The following is a 23954-nucleotide window of genomic DNA, read 5'->3' as shown; positions in this document are numbered from 1 at the left end:
TGCGTCTAAACAGACGTGCTCCACGTTTTCTCATCTACCCGCACTTCTTCTGCACTTCCTTCTTTTCGGCGCAGGCAGAGCGTTATCACTCTCGTCCTGATGACCATGTTTCTTGTTGTAGCAATCGTCGCACTCGGGCACCGCCCTGAAACTAGCGAGCGTCGATCCTTGGACAAGCTTCTGTCGTCGGCTCGAATCATTGACTATCGAACCACAATCCTGGGATATCAACGCGATAAGTTCGGCGATGGGTGGGCGCGATCCCCTACTCCCGAGGGCACATGGTGCACCACTCGGCAACACGTCCTCCGTGAACAACTTGATGACATAAAAACTGCCGACACCTGCGACGTTGTGCGTGGGCATGGGCTCGACCCCTACACGGGCAAGAAACTCACCATCGGGTCTATCAATATCGACCACATTGTGCCACTCGCTGCAGCGTGGGACTTGGGCGCGGCGCGATGGTCTCGCGAGGAACGGATGAGCTTCGCCAACGATAGAAAAAGGAACCTGGTAGTGACCGATTCCCACGTGAACAGGAAAAAGAGCGACAAAACACCAGAAGAATGGATGCCACCGAGCGCAGAGCAAGCCTGCTGGTACGCCACCACCTACGCAAAGGTGATTGTTGCGTACGATCTTGCCCTTACTAAACGAGACGCGAGTGCACTCCGAGATGCCTGTTGAGGAAACTAAATGGCACGCCGCGCCCACCGTCGTACCGAACAAACACACTTATCGTAGGATCGACCTCCTTGTCATGTCAGCGACCCTTCGAGCAGCCACTGCTCGCTGGCAGGTACCCTATTTGATAGACGACATATTAATAGACGACCCCTGACCCCAAGGAAAAGGACACATCGTGCCTGAACATTTCATGGTGCTTATCCACGTCATTGCGGCGATCATTCTGATCGGCCCCGTCATGGTGGCAACCTCCCAATTCCCTAAAGCTGCACAGGCTGCACATAATGGTGATGAGTTAGCGCGAGGCCGAGCCCAATCGCTTCACTCGATCACCAAAGCCTACGGATTGTGGTCCTTGCTCGTTCCCCTTATCGGATTTGGTGCCCTCTTCACCGTCGATGGTGCACTCAAGAACTATTTCATCCACACAGGCATATTGCTGACGGTTATTGGGTGGGGAATCCTCTTCTTCGTCATCGTCCCGAAGCAAAGAACACTGATCGCGGACCTGAATCTCCTCGACGAGGCCGACGACATCGAACCTGACGAGGTTCCTCCGGCACAATGGGATAAGACTCCGGGAATGCTCAATATGTTCTCCGGAATTTTCAACGCCCTGTGGGTGATCACCGCCATCTTGATGTTCTTCCGACCTTGAGTCACTGACACCAGGACGTATGACTGCTTAGAGGCCGACAGCACAATGCTGCCGGCCTCTAATCGTTGTACCACCGGTGACTTAATCACCAGTGGCGTCGTAAAACCAGCTTAGAGTGGATTTAGAACCACCTCACTGCCAGATTAAAACCGGTCGTCGCGACCACGGTTACTGAAGCGATGACCGCGATCATTAAATTGGCGGCCACCACGGTTCCGATCGTTGCGGCCCCCATCACGACGTCGATTCCCACGATCCCACGAATCGCGACCACCGCGACCACCGCGACCACGATCATCACGACCCCGTCCATGGAACCCACGGTCATTGAACCCACGACCACCATCACGACCACGAGAGCGCCGGTCGCCGTGACCACGATCATTGAACCGGCCGCGTCGATCACCCGATTGGCGATCTCGATTACGCGCCCCCGGCCGCCCCGCCGGTGCACCTGGATCCGGCTCAATCTTGATGAGCTGGCCGGACACGCGCGTATCCTCCAACGCCTCAAAAACCTCCATGGGAAGATCCGCCGGAAGCTCAACTAGAGAATGCTCAGAGAAGATCGAGATCTTACCGAAATCACGAGAATTGAGGCCACCTTCATTCGCAATGGCACCCACAATGGCACCGGGTCGAACCTGCTGACGCTTGCCCACTGCAATCTTATACACAGCCATTTCTTTACCAGTGCGATCAGTGAACCGCGGCGGTTCCTTGCCACTAAAACGCTCACTCAAACTACGAGTATCAGGCTCACGGTCATTTCTGCGGCCCCCTCGATCATGACGACGATTATTGCGCCGGATGGTGTCTTCCTTCAGCAAGAATTCGTCACCGGATTGTGATTGAGTTGCGAGTGCAGCAGCAATATCTGCCAGCGGTGTTTCATGTTCCTCGGCGTAGGAGTTGATCAGGCCCCGGAATAAATCGACTTGGGGATCCGCCAAGGACTCCGTGATCGACTGCGCAAACTTCGCCTTGCGGGTCTCATTGACCTCATCAACCGTCGGCAATTGCATTTCCTCAATCGAGGACTTAGTCGCGCGCTCGATGGACCTCAGCAAACGTCGCTCACGCGGGGTCACAAACAAGATCGCTTCACCAGAGCGCCCCGCACGGCCCGTACGTCCAATGCGGTGAACATATGACTCCGTATCATGCGGAATGTCATAGTTAACGACGTGGGAAATGCGCTCCACATCTAAGCCACGGGCCGCCACATCCGTCGCAACCAAAATATCTAGACGGCCATCGCGCAACTGGTCGACGGTACGCTCACGCTGATTCTGCGCCATGTCACCATTAATCGCGGCAGCAGAGAAACCACGGGCACGAAGCTTCTCCGCGAGTTCCTCAGTATTCTGTTTCGTCCGCGCAAACATGATCATCGCGTCAAACTCGGTAACCTCGAGGATACGAGTCAGTGCGTCCAGCTTATAGTGGTGGTTGACCAGCAAATACTGCTGATGAATATTGTCCGCCGTGCGCTGTTGCGAGGTAATCGTGACTTCGCGCGGATCCTCCAGGTACTGCTTTGACAACCGACGGATCGACGCGGGCATCGTCGCGGAGAACAACGCGGTCTGCTTATGCTCCGGGGTGTCAGCGAGAATGCGCTCAACATCCTCCTGGAAACCCATGTTGAGCATCTCGTCCGCCTCATCCAAGACGAGGTATTTGAGCTCGGAAAGATCGAGACTGCCACGTTCCAAATGATCAATCACGCGACCGGGCGTGCCCACCACAATGTGGGCGCCACGACGCAGCCCCGACAACTGAATGCCGTACGACTGCCCACCATAGATCGGGAGAACATGCACACCACCCAAGTGGTCAGCGAATTCCTGGAACGCATCTGCCACCTGCAGCGCGAGCTCACGCGTTGGGGACAACACCAATGCTTGAGGTTTCTTCTGCGACCGGTCCAAACGCGACAGGATCGGCAAAGCGAAGGCAGCAGTCTTACCGGTACCGGTCTGAGCTAAGCCGACAACATCCCTCCCCTGAGCCAGGATCGGAATCGTGGCCGCCTGGATAGGCGACGGGGTCTCAAATCCGACCTTTTTTACAGCACGGACGACGTCCTCGCTTAAGTCAAGATCGTCGAAAGACGGGCCCTCGTCCTTGTCATCATCGGTGTCCGTTGATGCATCTTTGGCCGACGTTTCTTTGTCCGAGGTGTCCTGATCGGACGTGCTCTCCTGCTCAGGCGCATCCTCCGCACGGGTTTCGTCACCGCCGTTTTCAGCCGAAGCGGTGTGTGCCTCATCCCCACTATCTGCCACGTCTGAGCTCGTCGTCGGCTCAGACTTATCCTTCGAATCATCCACCGAATCAGCGGAGATCACGTCGTCCAACGTCAACGCATCATCCTCAGCGCCGCGTTGCTCATCCACATTCTCATTCACACTCATGTCAGTGCCCTGCGTCGGGCCTTCACTCTCATTTCCCATTGCGGAGCTTGCGCTCTCGCCTCCCTTAACGGAGTTTGTCTCAAAGTCGGTCGGGGTGGTGGGCTCGTCAGCCATATATTTTTACCCATCTATTTTCTGCCCGACATATCCGTTTCAACGCTCACATCCAACGCGCGTAACTTCATCGGAGGCCATCACTGGTGAACTCTCAACCAGGCTGGACACTCAACCGCACTTCGTCAATAGTTTTCACACTCAACTCCCGCCAGAGGGTTCTGTCGCAAAATTGGCCCGAGGGTTATCCGAGAGCACGAAAGATCGCAACAGTAGTAGAGGGAGAAGATCAGCGTCGACAAAAAGTAGAACGGTGAACACAGGTCAGAGGTTCACGAGTGAGGACGTAACGGTATTCGTCGGTACTCAACAACGTTTCACATCACAATAGCCACTTACTAGTCACCCAATGTCTCAACAGCAACGGTGAAAAAGCAACTATCACACTCCTACGGGCGGACCTTGTAACAGTCACACCCGTCGGAACCCAAACGCATGGAGGGCAGGTGCCTATTCGCAAGAATTATGAGCCCCAGCCGGTGCGCTCAGTCCCCCACAGGTTACGCGTCCAGCCAGAAAAAAGCGATTCGGCCCAGTAGCTCAGCCCAGTGGCTCGATCTGGTGGCTCGATCTGCCGCTTCAGCCCACCACACCGCAGTATCTCGAGGATCCCACGGGATGGCCGGCGATAAAGCCCAATGGTTAAACCCGTTTAGACCACCATCATCGGATAGGCCAACAGGAAGAGCGGAGCAATCACGCCCATTGAGATTGCCAAGCTAAGCAGCAACCGGAACGTCCTATTCTGCTTGTCTTCCTGCACTTGAGCAACAACAAGGGTCCCGGCAACGTGCACGGGGTTAACCACCATTAACGCCGCGGGCGCTGCAATCGCCGCTATCACCCACGTCATGTGTTCATTCCCCGGGAATGATGACATCGCAATCGGCAAGGCAAGCCCCAGCACTCCCAGCGTCGACGATTCGATATTGCACAACAGGGTGGTCAAGTAGACAATGGCGGCAAGGAGCACAGCCGAGCTGCCGATAGACAACATCGCGTGCTGGATTGAATCCATCGTGCCTATATGCTTCATGACGCCCAAGTACGTCAGCAAACCAGTCAGCAAGATGATGGCATTCCATGGCACCGTTTTCAGCAAGGCCTTTTCCGGCGGGTTAAAGGCCAACTGCAAAATGACGACCATCGCCATCGCGGTCAATCCAACATCCCAGCCGAAAGCAATCACGCAAACAACAAACATGATTAAGGCAAGGCCCGAGCAAATCGCATAAACAGGCCGCTCCACAGCATCATCTGCTGCGCCTTCTATAACCTGTTCAGGCTTCATATTCGCACGAGCACGGCCCCACTTCGTCGCTGTGAAAATGATTTGGAGCACAGCCACAGCGGCCACCGCTGTCACCATCGCGACGGCCCACACGCCCCACTTGGAATAAGACACATTGTGATCAGCAGCGATGGAACTAATCAGCGCCCCGACGGGGTTCAACGGCGACGGACCAGCCATATTCGCCCCGATAATCACAGCGAGTTCATTGACGAAGAACATGTGGCGCGTCCGCGACGAAACATAGGCCACCATGGGTACCAATAACGCAATGGGTGCGGTGGCAAAAGCGCCCGCCGTCGATAATGCCGCACCCAAGATAAACACTGCCCAGGGCAAAACGTAGACTCGATCGCCTACGACGTCGAAAATTTTGACTATCAACCACGTCAACGCGCCCGATTCTTTCATATGAGCGAAGAGCAGCGAGACGCCGGCGATCAAAACAACAAGCTTGCCGTCAAAAAATTCAAAAACTTGCTTGGCATCGACGCCCGCGATCACGGCGAGAGGAAGGGTCGCCGCAAGAGCCAGGATACCGATATTCAGCTTCTTACTAATTGCTAGTAAGAACACAAGAGCCAGGAGTATCAACGAAAGTAACTGGTCAAAGGGCATGAGCGATACCTTCCATCCATGCGCTCCAAGTCAGGGGTGAGCGGGTATCACAGACGTGCCATCGAAACCAGTAACTATAAGCGCGGGCTATAAGCGCGGACTTCGGGGCATCCTCCGTGAACTTCCCACGGTTCTCTTGTAACGGTACGCTCGAGTGAGTGCGATCCATTAAATCCGACCCCATCACATCAACAGATACCACGATGTCAACTGGCCAACAGGCCCCCATTCGAGGGCCCGAGTACCGACGCACGCCGCTGAAAGTACTTGCTGCAGGCGGCTGCGCCATCGCTCTGTGTGGCATTATCACCGGATGTTCATCGGACTCTGACGATGACAACTCCACTACCGTCGTCACGTCGACCTCAACCAGCACCGCCGCCCCATCGGAACAGAAAAGCCCAGCCCCATCAGAGGACAATGGCGCTGGCCCCTCAATTCCGCCTAGCTCCGCTGCAGATCCATCCGACGCTAACCACAGCGGATCGGCGAACGACAATGCGCTACTTAATGCTGTTGTCGGATCTACCAAGAAGAACACCGACGTCAGAGATGTCCGTGGGGCGGGCACAACCAAAGAGTTGGGCGAGCCCGCCTTGGCTAGTGGTATGCCCTTCTATCCCCCGGGCGTGCAATTCACGCGCAATGGCAAGACGATGACTGTCTGTAGTCGTGGAAATGATGCTGCGATTAAAAAAGGTATCGAGCAAGTCGCAGCGCTGGATGGCACAAGTTGCGAGTTTGCTAGCGCCGCTGCAGGCGAACTTTTTAACAAGGTATCTGAATCCAAGAAGCTGAGCCAGGTGACGCCACTGACGATTACCGCAACGTCCCCGGTCAGCAATGAGAAGATCACTCTGAAGTGCGAAAGCCAGGCGGATGTTACTGCCTGTGAAAGCAAGGGTGGCGCATCGGTCTTGATGTGGTAGCAGTGGTGCGGTTGCCGCGTGGTGGTACCCGTAACATAGGAGCCGTCGCTTACACCTCGTTCACCCACGGGGCACGCGCATTGTTTCCCCATGGATCGTTGGCTGAGTTGGTGAGCTCAGCCTCCCAATTTTCCGCTTGGTCAACAGCGACGCTGAGCACGTTGAAAACGGTGTCATAGTCTTTGAATACCCCCAGGTCCATCACTTCCACAGCGACATCATCGTCAGGGACATCATCATCGCTCCCGGACGCATCATGGTCGTTATCATCTGCGTCGTCAGGGTCATCGGCATCTTCGGAGTCGATATAGGTCACAAATGCCACGCTGACCGATGGGGACGAGGAATCCACCGTTGTCACCACTTCCAGGGACGACGACTCCCCCACATCCGCTGATAATAGTGTTGGATCCTCGTCGTCTTGTTCAAAGTCCAAATCGGCAATACGCGCATCGGATCCGTCGAGAAGATCTCGGATAATCGTCACGGCTTGATCCGTCGCAACATGAAAATTCACCGTATCGACGGCATCCTCAACTGTGAATATTGCCGTGACCAGCATGGCGTCGTCATCAGCTGAGTCGTCCCCCGACGCGGCATTTGCCACTGCGACGTACACATTGGCTGCCGGAATGTCGGAATCAATCTCTTCACAACGTAGATCCACATCCGGCGAAATAGGGACATAGAGGGCCCCGCCCGAAATACGGGATTCAATCCCTTCCCCATCGAGAGCCGCCGCGATCAATTCTAGGAAATTCATGTCCCTCCACTACCTCCACAACGCGGGCCGAACCGCCATAGGCGTTGCCCCGAGTGTACGCCGCGCCGGAGCCTTTTACAGGGGATGAGGATAGAGTGAGCTAGCGCTAGATACTTCTCAGTGGCGGGTTATTCCGCAGAAAACGCGGCATCTACAGCTCGAGAAGGTTCCGCCGAGATTCTTTATCCCGACGCGGACAGTTCGTGCACATATCCGCCATCGGCGAGCGATACATCATGCAGCACGATGACCTCACAACGACGACACGCTCCTCTCCCATTGCATCGGTAATCCACTGGGAACGGAATGGAGGTACCCGAGCACCCCATGACGCAGCTTCTTCGCAGAACGCGTGTTCACACGTTGCTGCACACTCTTCCCCTTCTTCCGGTGCGAAGTCGTCGTTTCCCGCTTCCGTGGCGGCGCTTCCTAAAGCGTCGACAGCAATGGCCCGTAGCGGGGCCGGCGAAGCGGACGTCACCTCAGAAAGGGATTCGATGACGGGCCGGATAGTGTCGGCAAAAATTGCGCCGAATTGATCACACGTTGTCATTGCCCCGGGATGGAAGCTCCACCACATGCCTTCGCGGTGCTGGAGAATACCATCGTCAATGTTCGGGCTGGGACACAGTGACTCCTGCACCATAAGCCACAGCGAGGGAGCGACGAGGGTGTTGCAAAAACTGTAGAGCCACAGGTGGGCTGCGTCTTTCTCCGACTCTAACTGGAATTGGCGTTGGGTAGCGGCAATGTTGCAGCTCATTACGCTCGGGTCCACGAGGTCGGAAAGAGTCCATGTGGCCCCGGCACTCTTCTGCTCGGACGTCTGACTGGAGGGATGACGATTTTCATTACTCGACAGGTCACCCTCATCCGGTCTACTATGAACGTCGTTGGGTGATACGCCACCTACTTCAGGGGCGAATCGCGGCTGGCGGGATATGAGCCGAGCGAAAGCGCGGTCTAGTGAATCAGTGCCCATTTCAGAAACCGCCTCCCACTGTGAGAACACTCCGAAAACACGCTGGCTAACGCTAATAACTGTTTTCGTGAGGCACATTCCACAGTACCAATACTCACTAGTTCTCACAGCAGTATTCATTTTCCATCTGAATACTCGCCGTCGTGGACTGCAACTGAGTGGTACACAAGCGTCCCTCAGGGTCTCAGATACTGAAAACTTACAACTTATATATTTAGATGTAACGCACACATATGAATTTCACTAAATATTAAGTGGGTGCATCACAGTATCCGGACGGACGCTGCCGAGAACCCAACACGATGTAACACGTTGCTTGCTCACAGACCACATCGCGAGCCAGACCACAGCCGACTCGCACCCCGAGCAAACGGCACTCGAGCAAACGGCACTAAGGAGAAGAATTACATGACTACGACACCACGCCGTAAAACAATCGGCATACGATCCACCCGTCAAAGGGCAGCCGTCGAGGATACCCTCGCTGACCTTCCTCGGTTTGCCTCTGCCGGCGACATTCACCGTCGCATCGTCGATAAAGGTGAGAGCGTCGGGCTCACCACTGTGTACAGGACACTTCAGGCACTTGCCGACGCCGGAGAAGTCGACGTTCTCAACAGTTTGGGTGGCGAGGCGCTATACCGGAAGTGCAACTCCTCCACGCACCACCACCATCTGGTGTGCACTAACTGTGGCGCCGCAGTAGAGATCGACGGAGGCCCCGTCGAAGAGTGGTCACAACAGGCCGCCGACGAGCACGGCTACGTCCTCACTGGCCACACCGCTGAAGTATTCGGCCTATGCCCACGCTGCCACGGTAAGAAGTCGTAATACATGATGACTCGTTGTGCATGAGTGCACCCACTAACAGCAGATAGTCGCCGGCCGGAGACAAGTTCTCTGGCCGGCTTTATCATTGTGCATCGCTGTTTCGCTGCTTATCTGACGCTCGTTCCTCGAGGTGTCTTGCCAGCACTGGTCGCAGGACAACACAGAAAATTACAGTGGAAAAGCCAGCGCCGAATGGTATCTGAGTTATCCCGCGAAGATACGGCCCAGTAAAAACGTCACGCTGGCCGCGCCAGCACCGATCGCAAGCTGGAATAACGCACGCTTGACCACAGATGTTCCGGAAAGCAAACCGACGGTTCCTCCTGTGCACAAAAGTGCAATCCCCACCAGCGTGCAGGCCACCACCACCGCAGCGAGTCCCGTCATCCCCAATAAGAACGGCAAGACTGGGATGATGGCACCGGAAGCAAAGAACAAGAAGCTAGATATCGCCGCACCCAAGGCAGTGCCCACCACATCATGCGACTCCGCATAAACTGGGTTAGCCATTCGACGTGCAGTATCACGAGCTCCTGGCTGCTCCTGCGCGGACATCGCGCGGGTGACCTCACCAAAAACTTCAACAGCTTTCTGACGGGCGTCTTCAGCGTCATATCCCCTCGCCCGATATACCAAGGCCAACTCATTGGCATTCATGTCCAACTTAGGGACGATCCGCTTCGCTTCCGGATTGGGCTCTGACGCTGCAAGCAGTTTTCGCTGCGAGGACACCGAAACGTACTCCCCAGCCCCCATCGACAAGGCACCAGCTAACAAACCAGACAAGCCCGTCACCAGGACAGTGTGATGCGAAATTCCGGACCCGATCACACCGAGCACCAGCGCCAAGTTCGATACCAGACCATCGTTGGCACCAAATACAGCCGCGCGGAAACTCCCCGACATGTTTTCCCGCCCGCGAGCTGCCAGGCCCCGAACAACCTCGGCATGGATCGCTTCGTCGGCAATCATCTGCTCGGTAGCGTCGGTGTCTTTCAAATACGGGGACCGGGTCTCTGCGGACTGCATAAGTGCCAAGACCCACACGGACCCCATGTTCTTCGCCATCCAACCGAGAAAACGCGTCCCCCAGCTGGGAGAACGCGGCATTCCTACTCGATCACCAAGGCGTTCCAGCCAATACTCTTCGTGACGGTGCTCGGCTTCGGCGATCTCTAAAAGGATGGTGCGTTCTTCCCCCGTTTTCTTTCGGGCAAGTTCGCGATACACAGCAGCTTCAGCGCGTTCATTCGCTAAATAACGCTGCCACCGGTTGATTTGTTTGCGGGTAGGGGTAGAAACATCAGTGGTCTTTTTCGAATTCATCGATCACTCCTCGGTACACACCATCAACCCCACAACCATGCAGCCATCCCCAGGCCGCTACGTCACTTCGTCGCCACTATTTGACCCCACCGAAACGACGGTCACGATGAGCATATTCATCTATAGCGGCCCAAATATGGTTCTTCGTAAAATCGGGGAAAAGAACATCTTGAAAAACATACTCCGCATAGGCGGATTGCCACAAGAGGAAATTTGAGGTTCTTTTTTCTCCTGAAGGACGAAGAAATAAATCTACATCCGGCATTTCTGGATCATATAAGAATGATGAAATATTTTTTTCAGTGATATCTGAAGGAGAAATTTCACCACTCTGAACTTTTTCAGCCACTAATTTCATGGCATCCGCAATTTCCGCGCGACCGCCATAATTAATACACATGTTGAGCGTCATCCGCGTGTTATTCACCGTCTGAGCCTCAGCCCGCTCCAGCTCCCGAATGACTACCCGCCACAAGCGGGGACGACGGCCGATCCAGCGAATACGAACCCCCTTCGCATCCAGCTCATCACGGTGATCATGCAACACCCGCCGGCTAAACCCCATGATGAAGCGAACCTCTTCAGGGCTGCGACGCCAATTCTCAGTCGAAAACGCGTACGCCGACAATGTGGTTACCCCGGCCTCTAGACAACCGTCAACAGCGTCCATCAGCACGGCTTCGCCACGCTTGTGCCCCTCCGTTCGGGGAAGACCACGCTCCCGCGCCCATCGACCGTTCCCATCCATGACCAAAGCGATGTGGCGAGGAATCAATTCAGGGGGAAGATCAGGCGGCGCAGAAGGGAGTTGAACAAATGACGAAGAATTCACATGGAATATTCTGCCAGACCGGTGTCGGTGTTCACGACCACCTGCCTATCCAATCCGACAACCTCCCACGGCCTACCCTTCCATCAACTCCACGGTTCGCAGCTTCATGCCAAGATGCCACTGCAGATGCTCAACAACCAGGTCGTGGCAACCGTCAGCTATACGACGAAACTCCGAGGAATCGCCCGACGACATCCATGCGTCGCGAACCGCCGCGTCGCGGTCATGGGCAAGCCACCACGCCAAACGTAGGGATTCCTCTGGAACTGTCAAGACTCCAGGTGGGCGACACGCACCACACACCGCCCCACCGATCGAGGCGGAAAAAGCGTGGTGCGGGCCTGGTTGGCCGCACCCGGCGCAGGAAAACAGTTGCGGCTCCCATCCCTCGGCGGCCAGGGCACGTAGAACAAACTTGTCGACGCGTAACGTCGGCAAACCGTCGCCGTTCACTCTCGACTGCTCCCCCTGGACAGCTACATCCACAGGCCAGGAGTACGCGATATCGCGGATCGCCGCTGCGGCGTCATCACATGACGTCGCCTCCTCGCCCACAGTCAGTTTCTCGGCCACATCAAGCACCGCACACGCAGCCGTGTATTTAGCGTACGAATCCACAATCAACTGGTTGTAGGAGCGGACTGTTTCCGCCGAGGTCAACGTTGCCAATGAGCCCCGACCAACATAGAGCTGTACATCGACGACGACGAACGGCGCGAGGCGGCCACCAAACCGACTTTTGTTCTTCCGCACACCTTTCGCGACGGCCCTGACGACACCATGCTCATGGGTAAGCAAAACCACGATGCGGTCAGCTTCACTGAAATCGTAATGGCGAACTACTAAGGCTCGGTCGCGATAATTTTGACGCATAAAAGAATTAGAAGCCCAATCTTCCTAAGGACTTAGGATCGGACTGCCAATTATCGAGCACTTTGATCCTCAGATCGACAAACACATTTTGCCCCATGAGATCCATGAGAGATTTGCGCGACTGAGAGATAATCCGTCCCATCCGTCGGTTATTTTTACCCAATAGAATTTTCTTTTGTCCAGGGCGCTCAACATAAATAATGGCATGAACATCGAGAACGTGTAAGCGATCAGGATTGGGTAAAACCTCATCTACTTCCACAGCCACCGAGTGCGGCAACTCGTCCCGCAGCCCTGATAGTGCGGCCTCACGGATTAATTCGGAGATGCGTGTATTACGGTCTTCATCCGTCACGTGCTCATCTGGATAAAACTTTGGCCCCTCGGGAAGATAGCTCGCTAAAACGTCAATAATGGTAGAAAGCTGATAATTATCCTTCGCCGAACACGGTACAACATCTGCACCATCCAGAAGATCATGAAGTGCGAGCAGTTGGGCGCCGATTTCATCCTTTGAGGCCATATCAGCTTTCGTGACAATGCCGATTAACGGCATTGTCGGAGCCACTTTACGGACATTCTCCACAATCCACCGGTCCCCCGGCCCCAATTTCTCATTCGCTGGAACACACACCCCAATGACATCGACATCGGCATACGTATCCTTAACAACTTCATTCAGACGCTCGCCCAACAGGGTTCTCGGGCGGTGCAGCCCGGGTGTATCTACCACGATGATCTGCGCATTATCCTCGTGAATCACACCGCGAATGGGATGCCGAGTGGTCTCTGGTTGGTCTGCAGTAATCGCTATTTTCTCACCCACCAAGGCATTGGTTAACGTCGATTTCCCTGTATTCGGGCGTCCGACGAAGCTAACAAACCCTGATCGAAAACCATCGGGTTGATCGCCCAGGGAACTGCCGCCTTGTGGTGCGTCCATCGTGTTTATTCTCCTTCTCGATAGTGTGACAATGACCTTCCGCGACATGATCCTTCGCACATTGATCGCGGTGCATTGATGTTGTGATCAGCATACGAGCCGGCGTGGTGAAATGTGCTCGCCATTAACATCACTCAGACCCGTGGTTCCCTGCGTCACTGTGGGCGATCACGTTATTCGAATTATCGCCATTCACAGGTTCACTGGACGCGGCCGAACGACTCACAACAACGCTGGTAATGCGAATGCGACCTCGACGATCATGTCCTCCCTCCGCGCGGAAAGTCAGTCCCGCCGTCGTGACCTGGGCACCCGGTAGTGGAACACGGCCTAGCTCAAACGCCAACAAGCCTGCAACAGTCTCGACGTCCTCTAGTTGCTCCTCAGAGAAGTCAATGTCAATTCCCCGCTTCTCGTCGTATAGCTCGACCAGTTCTTCCAAAGAGAATCGCGCAACTACCCGGTATGAACCATCATCGAGTTCCTCGACGGGAGCAACTTCGGCCTCGTCGTATTCATCGCTAATCTCGCCGACGATTTCTTCCAATATATCTTCAATGGAAATCAAACCAGCAATGGCGCCAAATTCGTCGACAAGAAGAGCGATATGGTCATGAGAAGTTTGCATATCGCCCAATAGCTCGTCTAACGGTAGAGAATCGGGAATAAATTCTGCCGGCCGCATGACTTCTTTCACCAGCGTCGAATTTTTACTGGGATCGTCATAAGACAAAGCTACGAGATCCTTCAAATAGACAACTCCCTCAATATCATCGACGTTTTCACCGATGACGGGAATGCGGGAGTGGCCTGAACGGACACACAAACGGGTCGCCTGACGTGCGCTCTTTTCCGATTCGATCCACAACATGTCTGTTCGTGGAACCATCACTTGCCGAGCACGCGTATTAGCTAAGTCAAAAATAGCCTGAATCATTCGTCGTTCTTCGACCTGAACGACACCGCGTTCCGAGGCTATGTCCACCATTTCACGGAGCTCAACCTCGTTAGTAAAAGGCCCTTGTTCGAATTTCTTTCCCGGCGTAAAAACATTTCCCAACCAAATGAGCAACGATGCCAGCGGGCTAAATAATTTAACAATCGGCCGTAAGAAAAAGGCCGCACGCAATCCAACCCGATAGGGATTTTGGCGACCAACAGTCCGTCCGACCACACCCAAGAAAACGTAAGAGAGGACCGTAATCAGGATAATCGCTACAGCCACGGCAGCCTCATGCGCTACCCGGATAGCGAGAACCGTAATGATGACCGATGCTCCCGCCTCGCACGCAGTTCGAACAAGGATGAGGGGGTTAATAAATCGAGCCCGATTATCCACTATCGCCAATAACGTCCGTGTGCTCCGTGTCTCGTCCATATCTTCAACACGGGCGCGTGAAATCGAGATCAATGCAGTCTCGACTGCTGTAAAAATCGCGGCAATAGCCAAAAGGACCACGACAATAACGCAGTCAATGAGGCCTTCAGTCAGAAAATTCACGGGTATGTAACGTCTTCCTATGACTTATCGCGGTCAGCCGGCTCTGCGATCATCCCGCCAACTGTCGACTTGATCATGTCCTGATCCAGTGCCTCACGATCCGCCGCGGTAGGAAACGCACCCGGACCCGTCGGCTTCGGCCCATAGGAAACACCGCGTTCCTCCAGGTCGGTGTACCAATCCGCCAAAATGTCGTTCTGGAGGGCAAACATCCGGCGCTCCTCCTCGGGGGCCACGTGATCATAGCCCAACAGATGCAAAATGCCATGGACAGTCAGTAGGGACAGTTCGTGGCCCACACCGTGTCCGGCACGATGAGCTTGGCGTTCGGCGAAAGCGGGGCACAAAACAATGTCACCTAACATTGCGGGACCGGGAGCATCCGCATCAGGTCTGCCGGAGCCCGGAGTGAGCTCATCCATGGGGAAACTCATGACATCGGTCGGACCTTCCAAATCCAGCCACCGGACGTGGAGATCTTCTATCGTGGCCTCATCAACAATAGAAATGGTCATATCCGCAGCCGGGTGAATATCCATCCGCATGAGAGCAAATTGCGCCACGTCGATGAGCGCTTCTTCGTTGACTCCGTCATACCCAGATTCATTAAAGACTTCGATACTCACTCTGAGTCCTTCCACACGTACCGCTGATGCCGAGGCTGGTCACCCTGCGTGGATCCAGCATTCGCGCGGCTACCACGTTCATTCTGGTGGCTATGACGCTGCTGACGTCGACGTGACGGCACCGAATGCGAGCTCACACTATCGTCGGCATCCTCACACGCAGCGTAGGCGTCGACAATGGCGGACACCAGGTGATGACGAACAACATCTTCAGATTGCAAACGAATCACGCTGATATCTTTAACCCCATCCAACACATTGACGGCGCGAGCCAATCCAGATTCCTGGTGGGGCAAATCAACCTGGGTGAGGTCGCCCGTCACAACCATTGTTGTACCAAAACCTAGACGCGTCAGAAACATCTTCATTTGGGCTGGCGTCGTGTTCTGGGCTTCATCCAAAATGACGAAGGCGTCGTTGAGAGTTCGGCCGCGCATATAAGCCAGCGGGGCGACCTCAATAATCCCGGACTCCATCAGCTTAGGTATGGTTTCCGGTTCAACCATATCCCGAAGAGCGTCATGAAGCGGACGCAAATATGGATCAATTTTTTCGTGCAACGTCCCAGGTAAAAACCCTAAGTTCTCCCCAGCCTCAACAGCCGGCCGCGTCAGAATAATTCGATGCACTTCACGATGTTGTAGTGCCTGCACAGCCTTGGCCATGGCCAAGTAAGTTTTACCTGATCCAGCTGGACCTATCCCGAAAACAATGGTGTTGCTATCTATTGCGTCAACATAATCCCGCTGCCCAGGGGTTTTGGGGTGAATCCCCCGCCCACGTCGCGTCACAATAGCCGCACTGTCCGACGGCAATGTCGCCGCCTCACCCCGAACCAATGCCACCGTTCTGGATACGGCATCAGCAGAGATGGGGTGCCCCCGACGCACCATTGACTGTAGTTCGAGGAAAATTCGACGTACCGCTTGACAATCCGCGGGCCTGCCAGACACCGTGACCCGGGCGCCACGAACATGGACATCGGCATCCACCGACCGCTCCACGATGCGGAGGTTCTGGTCCGCCGGACCTAGAACCTGCGGTGCGTACTCGTCATCAAGGTCGAAGCTTAACGACGATGTCGCCGACGACACGATACTCTCGTGATCGTCACCGGCGAGTGCCCGCGGATTGCCGGACCGTGGGGATTGACGTCGGGATGCCGAATTCGACGTACTCAGTGGAAACCTCCCTGGTTAGTGTGCTCACTCAGTGTAGCGTGCGGTGTGGTTCTCGTCGCCCCAACGCTCATATGGACGCCTATCACGCCGTAGACCAGCGTCCGGCCAGCACGTTTACAGAGCCCAGAGCAACGCTCGCGGCCGTGGCAGTCCGCAACACCTCGGGGCCAAGAACAACGGAGGTAGCACCCGCACGGACAAAAGCGTCATGCTCATCGGGAGCGATGCCACCTTCAGGCCCCACAATGAGAATGATGTGCGACGCCTGACGGAGTGTGTCGGACAGCGCCGTCACAGGCACCGATTCCGATTCCTCCAGCACAAGAGCACAACCGCCTGATTGTGTGACCTGCTCAATAGCATTGACGACGTCATCCGTTGTTGATAAAGCGGCGATTCGTGGAAAGCGCGCGCGTCGAGACTGTTTCGACGACGCGACAGCGGTATCGGCCCACTTGGTACCCGCTTTCCTTTCCTTACCTTTCCACCGGGCAATCGAACGGGACGCTGACCATGGGGCGATAGCGTCGGCGCCCGCCTGGCACGCTAAATCAACCGCTAGTTCGGACCGATCAGATTTTGGAAGAGCTTGGACGACGGTAATGGGCGGAGTGGGCATCGTCGTGTAGCCGGCCTCCAGAACTGTGGCCCTCAGCTGCGTCTTCGACGGGGTGGACTCAACCGTGCACCGTAGCCAATTCCCCTCACCATTAACCAGGACCAGTGCATCCCCCGGCACAAGCCGCTTCACAGTAACGGCATGGCGGCCTTCGGGTCCTGAGAGAAGAACGACATCACCCACGTCATACTGTGTCAGTGGCTTCTGCTGGTGGATATTCGTGTCACCGCCGAGCTGGCCATCGGGCTGACTGTTGCTGTCATCACGGTGACCGATAATGCCGGCTAACGGGGGAAAGACTCCGTCGGGATATCCAACGAAGCCATACACGAAGACGGGATCACTCATGTGAACACTTAACGCCCGGCAAATCGACTACGCAGCCGGGAGAAGAAACCGCCACCCGAATCCCTGTCATTCACGACGGCATCGTCCTTGCAGTGGTTCTTCACCTGCTTCAACAGCTTCTCGGTCTTGGCATCCAGTTTTGTTGGCACGGCAACACTGACGTGGGCCACCACATTGCCTTTGCGGTCAGACCGAATCCGTGGCATGCCACGGCCCTCGACAGTGATCGTTTCATCCGGCTGCGTTCCCGGGGCGATATCGAGGGGGAATTCCTCCCCTACCGGGTCCTTCACGGAAATGGAAGTACCCAAGGCTGCGTCAACCATCGGTACCGAGACGCTCAGGTGAAGGTCATCGCCTTCACGGACAAAAACGGTGTCGGGTGCCACGCGAACCTCAACATAGAGATCACCGGCTGGCCCACCACCGGGGCCGACTTCACCCTGGCCCGAAAGGCGGACACGCATACCGTCGTCAATACCTGCTGGAATATCGACCGTGATAGGGCGACGCTTCTTCACGCGACCATCGCCATCACACTTCGGGCACGGATCTTTAATGATCTCACCGGTGCCACCACAACGGCTGCACTCCCGAACCGTTTGCACATTCCCTAGGAAGCTGCGCTGTGTTTCGACGACTTCACCCCGACCCTGGCACGTCGGACACGTCACTGGCGACTGTCCAGATTGAGAACCTTTGCCCTGGCAGGCGTCGCACAAGATGGCCGTATCGACGGTGACCTCTTTGCGAACACCGGTGTAGCACTCGGCGAGATCGAGCTTCATGCGGACGAGGGCGTCATTACCAGGGCGCACGCGCGGTTTCGGTCCACGCATTCCTGCGCCCGCACCACCGAAGAACTGCTCGAAAATATCTCCCAGGCCGCCACCGCCGAAGCCACCTGAGAATCCGCCTGCGCCACCATAATTCGGCTGTGCCTCGGGGTCACCGCCGGCATCGACAATGCTTCGCTTTTGCGGATCGGTCAGCACCTCTTGGGCGATTTTGAGTTCGTTGAATTTGTCAGCGGCCTCAGCGGAATCATTGACATCGGGGTGATACTTCCGCGCCTTGCGTCGGAAAGCTTTCTTAATGTCCGCGTCAGAAGCATTTCTATCGACGCCTAATATTCCGTAATAGTCTCGAGCCACAGCTCACGTACTCCTTGTTTACCTACGTCAGTGTTCAGGGGTTAGCTTTTTTCACAATTTAATAGAGGTTAAAAGCGGGGAATCTCGCGCCAATACTACGTTCTTCCACTTGTGCTCAGTTTTAGCACTCTTGCACTTAGAGTGCTAGTTTTCGCCAGTCCAGAATCATCCACATGATTGCGCATTCTGGAATCTTCACGACGCGGGCTCTGCAACGAAACTCATGGCCAACTCCACTCACTCCCCGCGGAGAACGTCGCCAACATACTTAGCGACGACGGCAACGTGCGACATCGTACCTGGATAATCCATAAATGTTGGCCCAACGACACCTAAGCCACCCAGCCGCTCAGCCGCACCGCCATACCCAGCAGACACGATGGACGCGCCGCGGAGCTCTTCAGTTTCGTTCTCCTCGCCGATGGACACGTGTACGGACTCCAAATCCCGAGCAGCGGCCAGCAGTTTCAACACCACCACTTGCTCCTCAAGAGCCTCTAACACGGGCCGCAACGCGTTGGATCCCTCCTGGGTACGGGTCAAATTCGACGCCCCGGCAAGAATCAGACGGTCGGAAGGCCGATCAACGAGTGTCTCGACGATGACAGTGGCACACGCAACAATGACAGAACGCAGTTCACGCGGTGCATGAGCCACCAACGATTCCATCGCGTCCGGAGCTTCCGCCAGGGTTTTGCCGCTCAACGCACGGTTCACCGCGTCGCGAACGCGCGGGACATCCTCAGTCGGAATTTCCGACGTGACCTCCACATTCCGCTGTTCCACACGTCCCGTGTCCGTAATTAACACCAAGAGAAGGCGGTGAGGCGTCAGCTGCACGATTTCGCAGTGCTTGACATGGCTGACGGTCAGGGTCGGCACTTGAACCACAGCAACTTGCCTGGTCAACTGGGCGAGCAACTGAACGCTGCGTCGTAAAACATCCTCCAAATCAACACCATCTTGAAGGAACGACAAAATGGCGCGATGCTCCGCCCTGGACAAGGGCTTAATGTCATGGATCGTGTCGACGAAAGCCCGGTAGCCCTTCTCCGTGGGAATGCGCCCGGAACTAGCGTGCTGCTGCGTGATGTAGCCTTCCGCTTCCAACACGCCCATGTCATTGCGAATCGTCGCTGATGACACACCCAATTTATGCCGCTCGACCAACGACTTCGAGCCCACCGGTTCCCGCGACGTAATGTAATCGGTCACGATGGCCCGCAACACCTCAGCACGGCGTTCTTGAGTTCCAGCCATCAGTACCTCCTTATCGTGTCGTCGACCAACCGTGGCCCTCGTGACAGGCCGCTAGCTCTGAGAACCCGCTAGCTATCTTCACTCACCAGGATATCGGTGATGATCCCATCCGCTAATAAACGCCCACGATTCGTGACCGCCACCCGATCGGGAGAAGGACGCCACAACAACCCGTCATCAATAAACCGCTGCACGCATGATGTTGTTGATTCAGGCAGCTGGGATTCCTCGATCCCCTCGGCCAACCGCAAGGCCAACATTACGCGCTCCTCATGGCGTTCAGAGGGGGTTAAATCCTCGACGCCCTTCAAGGCAAGCGCGTCCTCGCTCTGGCTGATCATCGCAGAGTAGCGGGCGGGATGTTTGACATTAACAAACCTCTGGTTGCCGATGTGGCCGTGCGCGCCCGGGCCGGCACCCCACCAGTCGCCGTCGCGCCAATAAACCAAGTTGTGGCGGCACTCACCGCCCGGACGCGACCAGTTGGAGACTTCGTACCAGGAAAAACCCCGCCCACTCAGAGCGTCGTCGATAATGCCGTACCGACGGGCCAAGGTGTCCTCATCGGTTTCGGTCAGCTCACCGTGGCGCACTTTGCGGAACATCGCCGTTCCCCGCTCGATGATCAGCGAATAGGCCGAGACGTGATCAACATCCGCGCTAAGAACCGCATCAACCGAGCGCTTGACGTCATCGTCCACTTCCCCGGGCGTGCCATAAATGAGGTCAAGGTTGACGTGCTCGAACCCCGCCCGGCGCGCCTCCTGAGCAGCAGCAACCGGCCTACCGGGAGTGTGACGCCTGTCCAACACCCGAAGCACTTTCTCCGAGGCCGACTGCATGCCCAAACTCACTCGGGTAAAACCAGCCTCGCGGAGTCCCGAAAAGAACTCTGGCGAAGTGGACTCCGGATTGGCCTCCGTCGTCACCTCTGCTCCTGAGCTCAAGCCCATCGACGAGCGCACGGCGTTGAGTACCCGTGCCAACCCCTGTGCTCCCAGCAGCGATGGCGTCCCTCCCCCGACGAACACTGTATCGGCTGGTGGCAGGTGATAACGCTCTGCAGCTCGGGAGAGTTCACGCTCAACAGCGTCGAGGTATTGGAGGACAGGCGATGATGCGTCATCACGAACACCCAATTCCTTCGGCGTGTAAGTATTGAAATCGCAGTAGCCGCAGCGAGTCACACAAAAAGGGACGTGAATATAAACCCCAAAAGAATCATTCTTCTCAGGAGGCAAAATGGCCACCTTGGCGGCGCGACGCCACACTCGCCACGATACGGTCAACCCGCGCACGCTCTTCCAAAAACGGCGGCGGACAGGTCCCCCGCATCATGCGAGTAAACGGCGGATAAGGCCAGGCCACGGTGTTCTTCCACGCATCAATGGCGCTAACCACATGGTCGTAGGCCCGCGCGAAAACTATCGACAAATTGGTTGATGACGCATCGTCCACGGCCAAGTTTGTCTGGTACTCCACCCAATTCGCCACATCGGCGCACAATCCTGACGCGGTCTCTGTACGACTCGTCAATGCGGTGCTCACTGCGTCCGCATCCACCACCGTCGGGATGGGAAAACGATGAGTCAGCGATTCCACAGTGACCTTGCTCGGCTCATCCCGTAGACCCGTCATCGGACGACCTGAGCGTTCCCGTGCCCCTGGTCCTGCCGAGAGCACCCCACTTTTTAGTCCCGACGTCAACGCGCGACGAATTCCGTCGAGTTCAGGCACAACGCTGCGAATATCCTCGCGGGCCTCCCGGATAATGACGTCACATTCTTCGAGGCAATCGTCGGCAAGATCTGCATCCCAGTCGGCCAGGGCTTCGCCAATGTTATCGATATATGTGGCGACCTCGTCGCCGATATCGGATACCTCCTGAGTGAGCTCGCGAAGCCTTTCCGTGGCGCTACACCGAGCGGGAGACTCTTCAAGCACAGGCGAACTCCTCACAGAATCGACCGAACCAGGCGATGGGAGCAGGAGAAATCATGCTGGAAATCACTGTTTCCGGGCGGCTGATCACCCTGCACAACCGGTATCAAATAGGGACGGGGATAACCATAAGGCAGTGAGTAGCCCATTGCACTGCGGCGCGCCGAGGGGTGGTTACTTCTGATACAGGTTCGCAATATCCCGAGCGAAATGTTGCATCACCACATGCCGCTTGACCTTCAAGGTCGCGGTCAGTTCCCCTTCTTCCTCGGTGAAATCGCGGTCAAGGATATGGAACTTCTTAACCGCCTCCGCATGCGACACCGTGCTATTGGCGTCGTTGATGGCATCCTGAATCTCCGCCCGCAAAACCGGATTGGCGTGCAACTCGCGGTTGCTCACATTGTCATTAACACCGTGGTCGCGCTTCCACTTTTCCACGGCGACTTCATCGAGTGTGACAAGGCATCCGATGAACGGCTGGCCATCTCCCACAAGCATCACTTGACTGATCAGGGGGTGCGTGCGCATGCGATCTTCCAACGGGCCCGGCGACACATTCTTGCCGCCCGCGGTCACCAACAATTCTTTCTTTCGTCCGGTGATTTTGATGTGACCAGAGTCGAGAATCTCCCCCAAATCGCCGGTGTGGAAAAACCCATCCTCATCAAAGCACTCGTTGGTTGCTTCGTCATTATTCCAGTAGCCATCAAAAACAATGGGCCCTTTCAGGCATACTTCGCCTTCGTCAGAAATACGCGCCGTGCAGCCCCCCGACGGGCGCCCCACCGTTCCGATGATGTTGTCGTCATAATTGACGCAAAATGCGGCGGTTGATTCCGTCAAACCATAGCCTTCATAGACGGTGGTTCCGATACCCCGGAAGAAGTGGAGTAGTTCAGAATTCATGGCCGAACCACCGGATATGCCATATTGAACCGCCCCGCCCATGGCGGCACGAACCTTACGGTAGATCAGACGATCATAGAGGGCTCTCCGCCATTTCAGAACCCGTGATGGACCTTCCCCATCTAAAGCCTTCGAGTACTGGATAGCTGTCCCCTCTGCCCGCGAAAACAGTAAAGCCCCTAATGGGCCTTTGCTCTTAGCCTGTGCCTGCACACCATTACGGACTTTTTCAAAGACTCGTGGCACCCCCAAGATCATGTTCGGCTGAACACGCTGAAATTCGATACTGATAGTAGAAAAGTCCGACCAGTGAGATTGCTGTGCCCCACCGATTGCCATTGCCAAGGAAATAGCCCGTGCAAACACATGCGCTAGCGGAAGAAAAGTAATATACCGCATGCCGGGCCGGGCAACGGTCCGGGCAATATTATGAGTCAAAAGAGAACGCGCTTCGGCTAACCAGTTGGCGTGGGTGAGCCGACACCCCTTCGGTCGGCCAGTGGTACCCGAGGTATACACCAAACTCGCTAAATCAGAGGATTTCGTTGCATCGATACGCTCCCAGACGGCGTCATCGGACACATCACGACCTTCAAAAGCGAGGGTATCTAAGGCCGAGGAATTAAATTCCAAAATGCGCCGGAGCTTAGTAGGGGAACCCTTTAGGCGTGGTTTTCCGTCACTATCCAATTCCAAGAACCGCATAAGTTCGGTGTGCTCACGAGTTTCCGTAATCGCGAAGACGGTTCCCGAATCCTCAATAATCCACTGAATCTGACTTGCCGACGAGGAACCATAAATGGGGACAGTCACTGCTCCCGCCGCCCAAATGGCGAAGTCCATGACCGTCCACTCGTATCGCGTTTCCGACAGCAACGCGACACGATCACCATGCTCGACGCCATTAGCAATAAGCCCCTTGGCCACAGCCATGACCTCGGCAATGAACTCTTCGGACGTCACGCTGACCCACTCAAAATTCTTGGGGCGAGTGAATAACGCCAGCTTGGGGCGTCGTTTATTGTTATCCAGAACTGCGGTCAAACAGGTTTCATTCTCGCCCACTGAGTAGAGAGCCTTGGTCGAGCTTTCTTGCATTGTTCATTAACCTCCGAGTACCTGGCTGTGTGACCTACGCTACTTTT

21 protein-coding genes are annotated in these 23954 nt (G+C 55.6%); 4 read left to right on the top strand and 17 right to left on the bottom strand.

Translation table 11 applies throughout. The annotated features are described in order from the left end of the window. Window positions 1-99 precede the first annotated feature (99 nt). Window positions 100-690, top strand: coding sequence for an HNH endonuclease family protein (locus tag I6J23_RS07095; RefSeq protein ID WP_204581463.1), 591 nt, complete (start codon window positions 100-102; stop codon window positions 688-690). A 175-nt stretch (window positions 691-865) separates the two neighbouring features. Beyond that, complete coding sequence (locus tag I6J23_RS07090; protein WP_012731940.1) at window positions 866-1348, top strand: hypothetical protein; 483 nt, start codon at window positions 866-868, stop codon at window positions 1346-1348. Window positions 1349-1491: 143 nt separating this feature from the next. Here the strand turns inward: I6J23_RS07090 and I6J23_RS07085 are convergent, their stop codons facing one another. Then, window positions 1492-3882, bottom strand: a complete 2391-nt coding sequence (locus I6J23_RS07085; protein ID WP_204581462.1) for a DEAD/DEAH box helicase — start codon at window positions 3880-3882, stop codon at window positions 1492-1494. Between the two features lie 652 nt (window positions 3883-4534). Beyond that, entirely contained in the window at window positions 4535-5791 is a 1257-nt protein-coding gene (locus I6J23_RS07080; RefSeq protein ID WP_204581461.1) for an SLC13 family permease, read from the bottom strand. Between the two features lie 158 nt (window positions 5792-5949). Between I6J23_RS07080 and I6J23_RS07075 the strand changes: the two genes are divergently transcribed. Continuing rightward, window positions 5950-6720, top strand: a complete 771-nt coding sequence (locus I6J23_RS07075) for a hypothetical protein (RefSeq protein ID WP_204581460.1) — start codon at window positions 5950-5952, stop codon at window positions 6718-6720. Window positions 6721-6769: 49 nt separating this feature from the next. Here I6J23_RS07075 and I6J23_RS07070 read toward each other — a convergent pair whose 3' ends face one another. Continuing rightward, window positions 6770-7483, bottom strand: a complete 714-nt coding sequence (locus tag I6J23_RS07070) for a hypothetical protein (protein WP_204581459.1) — start codon at window positions 7481-7483, stop codon at window positions 6770-6772. 151 nt (window positions 7484-7634) lie between these two features. Further along, a complete protein-coding gene (locus I6J23_RS07065) occupies window positions 7635-8246 on the bottom strand; it encodes a (2Fe-2S)-binding protein (protein WP_204581458.1) in 612 nt (203 codons plus the stop codon). 627 nt (window positions 8247-8873) lie between these two features. Between I6J23_RS07065 and I6J23_RS07060 the strand changes: the two genes are divergently transcribed. Further along, on the top strand, window positions 8874-9296 hold the full coding sequence (locus I6J23_RS07060; protein ID WP_012731946.1) for a Fur family transcriptional regulator: 423 nt from the start codon (window positions 8874-8876) through the stop codon (window positions 9294-9296). Window positions 9297-9500: 204 nt separating this feature from the next. On the opposite strand, the gene I6J23_RS07055 is transcribed toward I6J23_RS07060, so the two are convergent. The 13 genes from I6J23_RS07055 to I6J23_RS06995 form a co-directional block, all read right to left on the bottom strand. Further along, window positions 9501-10622 carry a VIT1/CCC1 transporter family protein gene (locus I6J23_RS07055; protein ID WP_204581457.1) on the bottom strand — a complete coding sequence of 374 codons (1122 nt, stop codon included), beginning with the start codon at window positions 10620-10622 and terminating at the stop codon, window positions 9501-9503. 76 nt (window positions 10623-10698) lie between these two features. After that, the gene (locus I6J23_RS07050; protein WP_204581456.1) at window positions 10699-11454 is read right to left on the bottom strand and encodes an isoprenyl transferase; all 756 of its coding nucleotides are present in this window, start codon (window positions 11452-11454) and stop codon (window positions 10699-10701) included. A 72-nt stretch (window positions 11455-11526) separates the two neighbouring features. Further along, window positions 11527-12327, bottom strand: coding sequence for a DNA repair protein RecO (gene recO, locus I6J23_RS07045; protein WP_204581455.1), 801 nt, complete (start codon window positions 12325-12327; stop codon window positions 11527-11529). Between the two features lie 7 nt (window positions 12328-12334). Beyond that, on the bottom strand, window positions 12335-13270 hold the full coding sequence (gene era, locus I6J23_RS07040; protein ID WP_204581454.1) for a GTPase Era: 936 nt from the start codon (window positions 13268-13270) through the stop codon (window positions 12335-12337). A gap of 130 nt (window positions 13271-13400) precedes the next feature. Next, on the bottom strand, window positions 13401-14771 hold the full coding sequence (locus tag I6J23_RS07035; RefSeq protein WP_204581453.1) for a hemolysin family protein: 1371 nt from the start codon (window positions 14769-14771) through the stop codon (window positions 13401-13403). A 17-nt stretch (window positions 14772-14788) separates the two neighbouring features. Continuing rightward, window positions 14789-15397 (bottom strand): rRNA maturation RNase YbeY, encoded by a 609-nt coding sequence (gene ybeY / locus I6J23_RS07030; RefSeq protein ID WP_204581452.1) that lies wholly within the window; start codon window positions 15395-15397, stop codon window positions 14789-14791. Further along, a complete protein-coding gene (locus tag I6J23_RS07025; protein WP_204581451.1) occupies window positions 15394-16491 on the bottom strand; it encodes a PhoH family protein in 1098 nt (365 codons plus the stop codon). The genes ybeY and I6J23_RS07025 overlap by 4 nt, the downstream gene beginning before the upstream one ends. A 169-nt stretch (window positions 16492-16660) precedes the next feature. After that, window positions 16661-17545 (bottom strand): 16S rRNA (uracil(1498)-N(3))-methyltransferase, encoded by an 885-nt coding sequence (locus I6J23_RS07020; protein ID WP_204581450.1) that lies wholly within the window; start codon window positions 17543-17545, stop codon window positions 16661-16663. A gap of 8 nt (window positions 17546-17553) precedes the next feature. Continuing rightward, the gene (dnaJ, locus tag I6J23_RS07015; RefSeq protein WP_204581449.1) at window positions 17554-18699 is read right to left on the bottom strand and encodes a molecular chaperone DnaJ; all 1146 of its coding nucleotides are present in this window, start codon (window positions 18697-18699) and stop codon (window positions 17554-17556) included. A gap of 237 nt (window positions 18700-18936) precedes the next feature. Then, window positions 18937-19962: a heat-inducible transcriptional repressor HrcA gene (hrcA, locus tag I6J23_RS07010; RefSeq protein WP_204582976.1), complete on the bottom strand. Its 1026-nt coding sequence runs from the start codon at window positions 19960-19962 to the stop codon at window positions 18937-18939. Between the two features lie 65 nt (window positions 19963-20027). Continuing rightward, window positions 20028-21200, bottom strand: coding sequence for a radical SAM family heme chaperone HemW (gene hemW, locus I6J23_RS07005; protein WP_204581448.1), 1173 nt, complete (start codon window positions 21198-21200; stop codon window positions 20028-20030). Then, window positions 21190-21903 (bottom strand): hypothetical protein, encoded by a 714-nt coding sequence (locus I6J23_RS07000; protein ID WP_204581447.1) that lies wholly within the window; start codon window positions 21901-21903, stop codon window positions 21190-21192. Before I6J23_RS07000 ends, hemW begins: the two co-directional genes overlap by 11 nt. Window positions 21904-22074: 171 nt before the next feature. After that, the gene (locus I6J23_RS06995; RefSeq protein WP_204581446.1) at window positions 22075-23907 is read right to left on the bottom strand and encodes an AMP-dependent synthetase/ligase; all 1833 of its coding nucleotides are present in this window, start codon (window positions 23905-23907) and stop codon (window positions 22075-22077) included. Between the last annotated feature and the right edge of the window lie 47 nt (window positions 23908-23954).

It is taken from the genome of Corynebacterium kroppenstedtii (assembly GCF_016894245.1).
GTDB lineage: Bacteria > Actinomycetota > Actinomycetes > Mycobacteriales > Mycobacteriaceae > Corynebacterium.
The sequence above is the reverse complement of the archived record's forward strand: the minus strand, read 5'-3'. Positions and strand labels throughout refer to the sequence as shown.